Genomic DNA, 9,571 nt, shown 5'->3' on the forward strand with positions numbered 1-9,571 from the left:
ACACAGGCTGATGTACAACTTCAGGGTGAAAATAATGGCAATAGTAGACCATACGAGCAAATGTTAAAAGATATTGAACCAATAGTAATACAAGTTATCGAGCATAAAACTGAAACTCCATGGTAGAAATAAATTAACCAATCAGTAATAAAACGATGGTTCTCCCTTACCAGACAACAAAAGAACCTATTCTTTAGAAGAATAGGGTTCTTTCCTTTTCCTCTTACAATTTTATGATTTTCTTATTGAAGTAAAGTACCCGTTAGTTGAAGAACTTAGATTATACAACTGAGCCTCATAGCTGAAAGTCGATTAACCTTAATCTCTCATAGGTTCTGAAAAACCATCAAATTTGCTAACGGTGGTATATTAACTAGCCTTTTTCCCATAAAGTTATTAAATTTCAAGAGGCCAAATTATTCAACATCCCCCTCAATTATTACTTTAAATTTTCATTTATTTTCCATTTCCCTGAAATGGCAGATAACATTAACCATGGCTCTATTACCATATTGATTAAAATATGAGCTATAATTGGTGCAAAGGTGCTCCTTCCAGTATAAATATAGAGCATAGCAAGAAGACAACCTAAGATCGTAGTTGAAAGAATTGCTGGAAGTGCAATTTTTATCTCTCCTCGCAATAATACCCATGCACCATGAGCAATTCCAAACGCAATTCCTGAGATTAACACTTGTGAAAGATTTGATAATCCAATAGATAATACATAATCCATGAGCAAATGTCTAAATACAACTTCTTCTACTATTCCACTTACAATAGCAGCCCATATACCAATTAATTTAAGCCAAGAAAATGTTAATAAATTTCTTTTTATATAAGGTATTGCAATCATTGTATAGGAAATATACCCTATAACAATTAATAAAGTGAAAAACCACATTGGTAAATTAAGTAACATTTCCGATGAATATCCCAATCCATTCTCAATAAACCTCTTAGGATTATTTATATACCAATAAATAACACTTACTGTAAGCATGCTTGATATGCTTACTAATATCCATCCCGTCTTTATTCGCTCTTTTAGCGTTGTTATCTCGTTCATACTAGCTGCCTCCTTGAGTTATATTTTTAAATTACTTTTGTTAAAACCAAATATAACGACATAAAAATTTAGCAACAATACTTTACGAGTAACATGTCTTTATTGTTAGGTGAAATGCATTTTATTACATATAACCTGCATTATTCGAATTGTAATTTATGCTATATTTTTAGGGAGAGGTGATAAAGATGAAGATAGAAATAAAAATTGATACACAAATCGATGAACCCTATATAACAATCTGCGTGTCCAAATTAACACCAACTATTCAGGCTGTAATCTCACTCTTACAACAAGAAAATGAACAAATTTTAACAGGGACTGCAAACAATAAAGTACATATTATCGAACCTAATTCTGTAATTGTTATTAGAACGGAAGGAAAAGAATTAGTACTATATAGCGACGATGGTAATCGTGTTATTATGAGTAAACCTTTATATGAGTTAGAACAGCAGCTAGGTGATGATTTTATCCGGATTTCTAAATCTGCAATAATTAATCCTAGAAAAATCAGAAATATTGAAGCTTCCTTTAATGGAACAATGGAAATGGAGCTTAATTTAGGAATAAAAGAAGTGATTTCTCGTAATTATAAAAAAACATTTAAAGAACGTTTGGGGGTATAGTTACATGAACATTTTCAAAAGTTTAGGATTCGGAATAAGCATGGGATGTACAGTTTTTGTTACTGTTAATCTTATAGGATATTGGATTAAAGGGGATTTGTTTTTAGATGCTGTTATGGCTAGTTTTCCCCAACAAGTATTAGGATCAATTATTGTTGGAATTGCTTGTATACTCCCTTCATATATCTATAGAATAGAACGTTTAACATTCTTACAACAAAGTGCTTGTCATTTTTTTATATCTATAGGTACCTTTATAGTTGTTGCCTTTTCTTTAAAATGGATTCCAACATTTTCGATAAAACTAACGATCCTATTGTTGCTATTTAATGTATTAATTTTTGCACTAGTTTGGCTGTTATTTTATTTTTATAGTCAATCGGAAGTGAAAAAAATGAAGCAGAAAATCATTGTGCATACAGACAGTAGTAATAATCAATAGTATTCTTTGATAGAAATTAAATATTTAAAGAGGCTAGTCAACAAAATAAGCCTCTTTTGTATTTAAACCCTCATTTACAATTATAAACAACTATCACTGTATAAACCGAAGATTGTTCAACTAAACTCCCTCTACAAACATTGAAGTATCAACGGTTTTCATCACTTCGTGATGTAAGAAAAATATTTTTTCATCTCTGCCCCGTTAGCCATCCATGCAGTACAAAATAATCCTGCACCACAGAGAATGAAAATGGTTAGTGGAGTCAATACTAATAGTCTACCGAAAACAATAGTCTTATTAATGTCCGCTCTCCTCTTTTTTTAACGATTATCTTCTTAAGTATTGTCATTTTTCTTTTCTTGAAGAAATTAATTTTCATGGTAGTTGAAGAAGAAATATATCTATATTCTTTAATTTTTTTCATAAAACGGGATAGATGTATGAATATTGTCAAAAAAGATGCTATTAGGTTAGCATCTTCTTCATTGGATATTAATAAGATACAGGATAAGCATCTACGAGACAGTTTACCAATAACTTTTCACTTTGCCTTACTATTGTTAAGGTAACAGTGTCATTGACAGTTTTTTCATTCAATGTTCTTTCAAATGATTTATATCCTACAATTTCTTCTTTATCGATCCCCACTATAATATCTTCAGGTTTAATTCCAGCAGTTGCAGCTACCGAACCTTCCTTCACTTGTAAAACTCTTGTACCTCTATTTTCCTCGTTTGTTGTGTGTGTAATACCAATCCACGCTTTCCAAAACTTTGGACGATTATCAGTGCCAGTTTCATAGACACTCTTTAGATTTCCTAAGAATTGACTTGTACCAAACAACATATTTTCCTTTGTTGATTGATTCATTTCACCAATAAAGGAAGCCTGATATTCAATACTGACATGAATTCCATTTTCAACTTTTTCTAATGAAGTAATGGTAGTAAAATCTCCATCAAGGCTCTGAAGTACAAAGCGTTTCATTGTATCTATTTCTGTAAAAACACCCTCAGATGTTGCCCCCCAGCCATGATTCATATATCCTTTTCCACCAATACGAAATTCTATTTCAGCATTTTTTGTATACCAACGATTTAGATGCTCAGGCTTAGTCAATGCATTCCAAACTTGCTTTAAAGGCGCATTAACAACAATTTCTCTCTTTATAGAATCCTTAATCTTGTTCATCTCGAAATTCTCCTTTTTCCACATAATTTTTTAAACTTACGAGCTGGTCATCAAGTAGTTCTCCGATGTATTGATGCATTTCATGGTAGGCAATTTGGAGGACCTCGGGATTTAATGAATAGATACGATACTTCCCATCCCAGCTCTCTGAAATAATTTTTTCCTCCAATAAAATATTCAAATGCTTCTTTATTGCGGGTTGAGAGATATCAAATGCTTCGACTATCTCCTTTTGGATTTTGTTTCCTTGTTTAAGCATACTTAATATACGTCGCCGCGTTGAATCACCTAATGCTCGATAAACATCTGGCATTATCATCCCCTCACTTTTCACATATAACTATTCGGTTATGTGAAATATAACCATAAGCGAAAATAATGTCAATACTTTCCATGAAAATAAAAATGATTATCCTTATTCAACTAAACTGCTGCGTTAGTTGAATAACTCCAACAAAAAAACGTTAATAGAATAAAGAACTATTCCTTTATTGCACATTATGTTCGTACTGCATCAATCCCCAAAAGCTAATTTCCTACTTATTAAAAGTTATGTTATGGTTAAAGTATTACTGTCAAAGGAAGTACATTATATGGATAAAAAACAAAAAATTCTTCTCATCACAATTGTAATAATTGCTTTTCCAGTAGCCTTTTTGGCGCCTGAAAGTAGATACGTTTTTCTATTAGGTCCTCCATATCTCCTTATTTTTTTTCTTTTTGAAATTTATGATTGGTTCAAAGAAAAACGAAAAAATATTTACTGATCTATTCTTGGTTTTAGTCAAGGTTATTTGTAAAAACAGATATAGAACCTCTCCCACTCTTGTTCAACTAAACTGCCTCGTTAGTTCGATAAGAAAAAAAGAGCTGCCTAAGCAACTCAATGATCTTTAATTAACGCCCCTTGTTAGTTTAAGTGAAATGCTTCACATTATTTTTTCATGGATATACACTTCAAACTTTTATCGTCTCTGCGGAATCGTCACTTCTTCCCACGAATAATCGGGTATAGTTGCAATCCATAACGTATCTCCCATGATATCCACATCCCAAACGATGGAATCCCCCGCATCAAACACTTTTTCAGAATTTCTTTCATCTTTCGTGTTGATGGAATAAATAGCTTCACCTCTATGTGTGTATCCGAATAAATTCTCTCCTTTTTTAATAAGTTTAACTACCATTTCATCAACTTGAATTTTCCTCCAATTTCCCTCTTGAAGATTTCGGGTCCAAATTCCACTTTGTGTGGTAATAAATAGCCTATTATTAATCACTTTCACATCTAGAGGTTCATCATTACTATTTGGCATAGTTATTTTGTCCCATTCATCATTTGTCTTTTGCAAAATCTCCCTTTCTTTTGTTAATACTACTAAATCACCATTAGCCGATATTTGAACCATATAAAATGGTTTAGGAACAATAACTTGTTCCCAACTCTCCCCTTGATTGGTCGTGTAGTAAATATTTCCATTTGATATCACAGCTATATGGTTGTTGATTGAATAATCGACCTTCTCAATCGTATGGTCCAATGAAAGAATTTTCATTCCTTTACTTTTTGATGTAATACCTGCCCATAATTCTTTTTCCATAGCTACAAATAATTGTTCATTCATATCAAACCACGCGTGTGTTACATAATTATTAGCTTGGAGTTCTGTCCATGTTTTTCCATTGTTATGGCTCCATTCAATAAAAGGTTGCTTAGTTGTACTAAATTGTGTTGGCTTTTTATCTCCCCATACCACTAAATTGTTGTTTCCAGCGACACCCCCCGTAATCGCCATCCCTTTTTTGTTAGGTTATCGGTGCCAATACCTTTGAATATTAACCCTCCACCGTATGGTAATTTATGAATGGCACTGACCACATCTCCGTTTTGGGCATTGAATGAAATTCGAGTAAAACGGTTATCTCCATCATTTCCAAACACTGTTAGAATGGGTTTGCCATCGATACTATCAAGTGTAAAATGATATCCTGTTGCCCAATCTTTTCCTTGTTTCAGTCCGTATTTATCCTTCGCTAGTTGAAGAGCATCAGAGCTATCCAACTTAATCTCATCTTAGGGTATTGTTGGTTCCTGAGATTGTTTACTCGGTCTAAACAAGGTAATTTTCTTTTCTGAGATACCAATTAGTACATAATCATCTGTACCTGAAACACAAAGTTCATAAACCAATAAAATCGTTATGATATAATTCTCCACTCATGTTTTAAGTACGCTTTTTTATAATTTGATCATAAAAATTATCTTTATAGGGGTCCCATCACATACCCATCAAGCTAAGCATTTGAAATAATCCCAAAACAAATTTTTTCTTTCTATATTTATAAGAATTAAGTTTATTTTCTCGTTTTAGGGAACAACCAATTTTTAAGTTGATGGCAATGTGACCTTACCCAAAAACGCGAAAACAACAACCCCTTTTTGTGGTATAATAGTTATGAATTGACAAATTATTATATATGTTCTACTTTAACGGGTTGGGTATGACAATTCCCTTACTGACGGCTGACGAAAACTATTTTTTGGGGAGGGATGTTCTTATGAAAAAGATAATTGGATTAAGTTTTATTCTATTTGCTGGAATCATATTATCCGGATGTTCAGATATAATAGAAGATTCTTTAGATTCAAGTGATAGAGCCGCTATTGAAATTGCTACTAAACAAGAAACTGGAAACGGAAGTATTGAATTATTAACACCAACGATTACAACAAAAGATAATCAATTAGAATTTATGACTGAGGGAATTGATGAAAATAAAGTGACCTTTATTTTTGTTGCCAATAAAAAAGTATTTGAACAAAAAATAAAAAATGATGAATCCTACAAACTTAACATTAAGGGTATCAAAGATGCTCATAGGACGGACTACAAGCCAAAAGTTCAACTCATGCAAACTAAAGATGATACTGAAGATGGCGACATAGTAACCTTTAAACAAGTTAGATATACAGTTAAAAAAGATTAGCTTTATAGTTATTTAATCCCCATTCTAATGAAAAATTATTGAAACATATTTCTCCATTAGGATGGGAACACATTAATGATCCTACTCTTTATTGTAATAAAGCCCTCGTTAGTTGAAGATGAAACCTATTTTTCATTTATTAATCCCTCTCTTTTGGCGTTCAGTTCCTGGATAATACTCCACTTCACAGTAGTAGTTACCATCTTCTACTCTTTGATAATCCTTAAGAAACATTATGCTATTTTTCCCAAAATCAGCTTCCATATGTCCTCCTTTTGTAATATCGAATATGTGAATTTCACAATTCTCTTTATATTGTTTCGCCTTATCAGCTAAAACGTAATGTAGATCGAACAAAAAATAAACAAACAAGGACCCCTCCGTTTTTCTTTTTCAATTTATAAAATGCCAAAAATCACACACAAAAGAAACACCTCCTTTTTGATTAATCTTTTTCAAAATAGAGGTTTCTTTTGATGAATTCAGATAGACTTTGTTTTTATATTTATTTTAATTTCCTTTCTTTTCAAATAAAAAAAGTTGCATGACATTTCACGTATGTATATAATGTGTACATAGTATATATACATTATATATAGGTGTGGGTTATTATGTGTAAATCGTTCTTAAATGACAATTAATGAAGAAGTAACAACCAACACTCTAAGAGAGGAGACGTGTTTAAATGACAGGCCCAGAAAAAACTTATAATATTAATCTAGCAAAGCGCTGGATGATCACCATTGGTATATTTTTAATTGTTCAATTGATCTTTATCGCCGTTGATGGCACTGCCCTGGAACCAAACATGAACGATAGTGGTAACTTAATTGCCAGGCAATTAAGAGGGATTTTGGACTCGAAGCTCTTTACTGAATGGATTACCCCTTATTCCTTTCCATTTTTTAATATGTTCATGACAATTCACGTTATTGCTATACTTATTCCAGCAGTACATGACATTATTTCAAGTATGTTTTCAAAAAAATAAAGAAGAGGGTTTAGCATGCAAATTATTATTTCCAACAGTTCAAAGGAGCCGATTTATGAACAAATTACGAATCAAATTAAGTCGTCTATTTTAGCAGGTGAACTACAGGAGGGGTCAGCAATACCTTCTATGCGTAACCTCGCAAAGGATTTACAAATTAGTGTTATAACGACGAAACGTGCCTATGAGGAATTGGAGAAGGCGGGCTTTATCTATTCCATTGTCGGGAAAGGTTCTTTTGTCGCAGAGCAAAATTTAGAGGTTATAAGAGAGAAGAAGCTAAAGGTCATTGAGGAGCAGCTGAGTGCGGTCATAACAAATAGTAGAGAAATTGGCCTTTCACTTGATGAGTTGAAGCAATTATTGAAGATTTTATATGAGGAGTGAAATGAATGGAAAATGTGGTTGAATTAAAAAATGTAACGAAGAAATTTAAAGGATTTTCCGTTAAAAACATTAATTTACAAGTGAAGCAAGGCTTTGTAACTGGATTCATTGGAGCAAATGGAGCTGGTAAGTCGACAACGATAAAGATGATGATGAATCTATTAAAGCCGGATGCCGGAGAAGTTAAGCTTTTCGGGTTGGACTACAAGACGCATGAGAAGGCGATCAAAGAAAGAATTGGATTTGTCTACGATGGCAATATTTTTTTTGAAGGACTGAACTTAAAAGATATAAAACGTATAGTTGCACCAGCTTACAAACAATGGGATGATACTTTATTTTATCAATATGTTGAACAATTCAAATTACCGCTTAATAAAGCGATCAAAACTTTCTCAAAAGGGATGCAAATGAAAGCTTCATTGGCGATAGCACTATCACATCATGCAGAGCTGATTATCATGGACGAACCAACAGCAGGCTTAGACCCCATTTTTAGACGAGAGCTATTGGATCTTTTACAGGAATTAATGATTGAAGCTAATCGTACCATTTTCTTCTCTACGCATATTACAACAGATTTAGATCGTATCGCAGATTATATAGCTTTTATGCAGAATGGGGAATTAGTATTTAATCAGTCCATTCACGACTTAGCTGAAAACTATGCGCTCGTTAAAGGAGGTATGGATCTTCTGGATAGAGACACGGAAAAGGACTTTGTTCATATTCATCGTTCATCAACGGGATTTGAAGCATTAACGGATAATATTAAAGAAGTAAAAAATACATTCGGAGACACAGTTGTCATTGAACGTCCCTCTCTGGAAGATATCATGTATTACTTGAAAGGCGGTATACACCATGTTTAATTTAATCAGGCGTGATGTCATACTACAGAAAAGGCACCTATTATTATTTATTCCTTTTATCTTATTCTTTATCATTATGGACAAACATCCAGCTTTGACTTTTCTCATTGCTAGTATTTTTGTTCCCTTTAATACTTATGCTTACGATGAAAAAGTAGAGACAAACATATTATTAAATTCCTTACCTTATACACGTACGGAAATTATCGCATCACGCTATCTTGGTGCTATTGTTTATATGGTTTTAGCAATTGGGGTGACAAGTCTAGCATTATTTACTTTTAATAAACCGTTTACGATGATTGATATTGCGATTGGTAGTAGCTTATTCTTATTATTTGCCGCGTTAACCTTTCCATTATTTTATATATTAAAACCAGGCTATATTTCAACGGTTGTAATAATTAGCTTTCTCCTTTTAGCAGCTATAGGACCGGCTATTGTATTGTTTTTAGCTGAACATTTAACAGCAATAACTGATTTTATTGTTAATTTATCCATCCCGGTTTTATACACAGGAGGGACACTGGTTATTATGTTAGTCTATTTTATTTCTTGGGGGACTACCACTGTTATATACCAACGAAAGGAGTTCTAAGTAGGTTCAATTAATTTAACCTTAAAATATTGGCTTGTGGAATATATTTTTAATCAAATTTTATTAAAAGCTACAAATTGTTGAATGATAAAAAAGTCGGAAACTGACGTTTTTCTGTCATTTGATTAAACAATTTTATCCTATAAGGCTTGGTCCGATTTATTGGATCAGTCTTTTTTGTTCTAACATCAATGGCAACAAGGTGCATGTAGTACCCATTTATTATCGTAACTAATTTCCCCTTTATTTTATCATTATCTTATTGAAATAAAGCCCTCGTTAGCTTCTATCTAAAAGTAGGCATATATTGAATAGTCTACACTTAGTTGGACAGTAAAATTAAGGGCAAGTAGAATAATAGATAACAAGAAGGAGAATCTACTATGTCCAGTAAAAGAAGA

General features: G+C 32.6%; 14 protein-coding genes. 8 read left to right on the forward strand and 6 right to left on the reverse strand.

Features of this window, described 5'->3' with window-relative positions; genetic code table 11:
- Positions 1 to 439 precede the first annotated feature (439 nt).
- Entirely contained in the window at positions 440 to 1,069 is a 630-nt protein-coding gene (locus ACQKMD_RS21025; protein WP_427754448.1) for a CPBP family intramembrane glutamic endopeptidase, read from the reverse strand.
- A 188-nt stretch (positions 1,070 to 1,257) separates the two neighbouring features.
- On the opposite strand from ACQKMD_RS21025, the gene ACQKMD_RS21030 reads away from it, so the two are divergent.
- Entirely contained in the window at positions 1,258 to 1,698 is a 441-nt protein-coding gene (locus tag ACQKMD_RS21030) for a LytTR family DNA-binding domain-containing protein (RefSeq protein ID WP_427754450.1), read from the forward strand.
- Between the two features lie 4 nt (positions 1,699 to 1,702).
- A complete protein-coding gene (locus tag ACQKMD_RS21035; protein WP_427754452.1) occupies positions 1,703 to 2,140 on the forward strand; it encodes a DUF3021 domain-containing protein in 438 nt (145 codons plus the stop codon).
- Between the two features lie 495 nt (positions 2,141 to 2,635).
- Here the strand turns inward: ACQKMD_RS21035 and ACQKMD_RS21040 are convergent, their stop codons facing one another.
- Positions 2,636 to 3,334 (reverse strand): SRPBCC domain-containing protein, encoded by a 699-nt coding sequence (locus tag ACQKMD_RS21040; RefSeq protein ID WP_427754454.1) that lies wholly within the window; start codon positions 3,332 to 3,334, stop codon positions 2,636 to 2,638.
- Positions 3,321 to 3,647, reverse strand: coding sequence for an ArsR/SmtB family transcription factor (locus ACQKMD_RS21045; RefSeq protein WP_427754456.1), 327 nt, complete (start codon positions 3,645 to 3,647; stop codon positions 3,321 to 3,323). Before ACQKMD_RS21045 ends, ACQKMD_RS21040 begins: the two co-directional genes overlap by 14 nt.
- 280 nt (positions 3,648 to 3,927) lie before the next feature.
- Here ACQKMD_RS21045 and ACQKMD_RS21050 point away from each other — a divergent pair, with 280 nt between their 5' ends.
- Positions 3,928 to 4,101, forward strand: a complete 174-nt coding sequence (locus tag ACQKMD_RS21050; protein ID WP_427754458.1) for a hypothetical protein — start codon at positions 3,928 to 3,930, stop codon at positions 4,099 to 4,101.
- A gap of 198 nt (positions 4,102 to 4,299) precedes the next feature.
- Here ACQKMD_RS21050 and ACQKMD_RS21055 read toward each other — a convergent pair whose 3' ends face one another.
- Both ACQKMD_RS21055 and ACQKMD_RS21060 read right to left on the reverse strand, forming a co-directional pair.
- Entirely contained in the window at positions 4,300 to 5,130 is an 831-nt protein-coding gene (locus tag ACQKMD_RS21055) for a WD40/YVTN/BNR-like repeat-containing protein (protein ID WP_427754459.1), read from the reverse strand.
- Positions 5,091 to 5,396: a hypothetical protein gene (locus ACQKMD_RS21060; RefSeq protein ID WP_427754461.1), complete on the reverse strand. Its 306-nt coding sequence runs from the start codon at positions 5,394 to 5,396 to the stop codon at positions 5,091 to 5,093. The genes ACQKMD_RS21055 and ACQKMD_RS21060 overlap by 40 nt, the downstream gene beginning before the upstream one ends.
- A 497-nt stretch (positions 5,397 to 5,893) precedes the next feature.
- Between ACQKMD_RS21060 and ACQKMD_RS21065 the strand changes: the two genes are divergently transcribed.
- Positions 5,894 to 6,322, forward strand: coding sequence for a hypothetical protein (locus ACQKMD_RS21065; RefSeq protein ID WP_427754462.1), 429 nt, complete (start codon positions 5,894 to 5,896; stop codon positions 6,320 to 6,322).
- Between the two features lie 132 nt (positions 6,323 to 6,454).
- Here ACQKMD_RS21065 and ACQKMD_RS21070 read toward each other — a convergent pair whose 3' ends face one another.
- Complete coding sequence (locus ACQKMD_RS21070; RefSeq protein ID WP_427754464.1) at positions 6,455 to 6,694, reverse strand: hypothetical protein; 240 nt, start codon at positions 6,692 to 6,694, stop codon at positions 6,455 to 6,457.
- Between the two features lie 313 nt (positions 6,695 to 7,007).
- Here ACQKMD_RS21070 and ACQKMD_RS21075 point away from each other — a divergent pair, with 313 nt between their 5' ends.
- The 4 genes from ACQKMD_RS21075 to ACQKMD_RS21090 are packed head-to-tail and all read left to right on the forward strand — an operon-like array spanning position 7,008 to position 9,170.
- Complete coding sequence (locus ACQKMD_RS21075) at positions 7,008 to 7,313, forward strand: YfzA family protein (protein WP_427754465.1); 306 nt, start codon at positions 7,008 to 7,010, stop codon at positions 7,311 to 7,313.
- A 15-nt stretch (positions 7,314 to 7,328) separates the two neighbouring features.
- A complete protein-coding gene (locus ACQKMD_RS21080; RefSeq protein ID WP_038183445.1) occupies positions 7,329 to 7,700 on the forward strand; it encodes a GntR family transcriptional regulator in 372 nt (123 codons plus the stop codon).
- A 5-nt stretch (positions 7,701 to 7,705) separates the two neighbouring features.
- On the forward strand, positions 7,706 to 8,572 hold the full coding sequence (locus tag ACQKMD_RS21085; protein WP_427754467.1) for an ABC transporter ATP-binding protein: 867 nt from the start codon (positions 7,706 to 7,708) through the stop codon (positions 8,570 to 8,572).
- Positions 8,565 to 9,170 (forward strand): ABC-2 transporter permease, encoded by a 606-nt coding sequence (locus ACQKMD_RS21090; protein ID WP_427754469.1) that lies wholly within the window; start codon positions 8,565 to 8,567, stop codon positions 9,168 to 9,170. Before ACQKMD_RS21085 ends, ACQKMD_RS21090 begins: the two co-directional genes overlap by 8 nt.
- The last annotated feature ends 401 nt before the right edge of the window (positions 9,171 to 9,571 follow it).

It is taken from the genome of Viridibacillus sp. NPDC096237, from assembly GCF_050278625.1.
Taxonomy (GTDB): domain Bacteria; phylum Bacillota; class Bacilli; order Bacillales_A; family Planococcaceae; genus Viridibacillus.

Excerpts from the sequence above, each read along its gene's own strand:
- ACQKMD_RS21025 (WP_427754448.1), bottom strand. The coding sequence starts at position 1,069 with ATGAACGAGATAACAACGCTAAAAGAGCGAATAAAGACGGGATGGATA.
- ACQKMD_RS21080 (WP_038183445.1), top strand. The coding sequence starts at position 7,329 with ATGCAAATTATTATTTCCAACAGTTCAAAGGAGCCGATTTATGAACAA.
- ACQKMD_RS21085 (WP_427754467.1), top strand. The coding sequence starts at position 7,706 with ATGGAAAATGTGGTTGAATTAAAAAATGTAACGAAGAAATTTAAAGGA.
- ACQKMD_RS21055 (WP_427754459.1), bottom strand. The coding sequence starts at position 5,130 with ATGGCGATTACGGGGGGTGTCGCTGGAAACAACAATTTAGTGGTATGG.
- ACQKMD_RS21050 (WP_427754458.1), top strand. The coding sequence starts at position 3,928 with ATGGATAAAAAACAAAAAATTCTTCTCATCACAATTGTAATAATTGCT.
- ACQKMD_RS21065 (WP_427754462.1), top strand. The coding sequence starts at position 5,894 with ATGAAAAAGATAATTGGATTAAGTTTTATTCTATTTGCTGGAATCATA.
- ACQKMD_RS21090 (WP_427754469.1), top strand. The coding sequence starts at position 8,565 with ATGTTTAATTTAATCAGGCGTGATGTCATACTACAGAAAAGGCACCTA.
- ACQKMD_RS21035 (WP_427754452.1), top strand. The coding sequence starts at position 1,703 with ATGAACATTTTCAAAAGTTTAGGATTCGGAATAAGCATGGGATGTACA.
- ACQKMD_RS21075 (WP_427754465.1), top strand. The coding sequence starts at position 7,008 with ATGACAGGCCCAGAAAAAACTTATAATATTAATCTAGCAAAGCGCTGG.
- ACQKMD_RS21045 (WP_427754456.1), bottom strand. The coding sequence starts at position 3,647 with ATGCCAGATGTTTATCGAGCATTAGGTGATTCAACGCGGCGACGTATA.
- ACQKMD_RS21030 (WP_427754450.1), top strand. The coding sequence starts at position 1,258 with ATGAAGATAGAAATAAAAATTGATACACAAATCGATGAACCCTATATA.
- ACQKMD_RS21040 (WP_427754454.1), bottom strand. The coding sequence starts at position 3,334 with ATGAACAAGATTAAGGATTCTATAAAGAGAGAAATTGTTGTTAATGCG.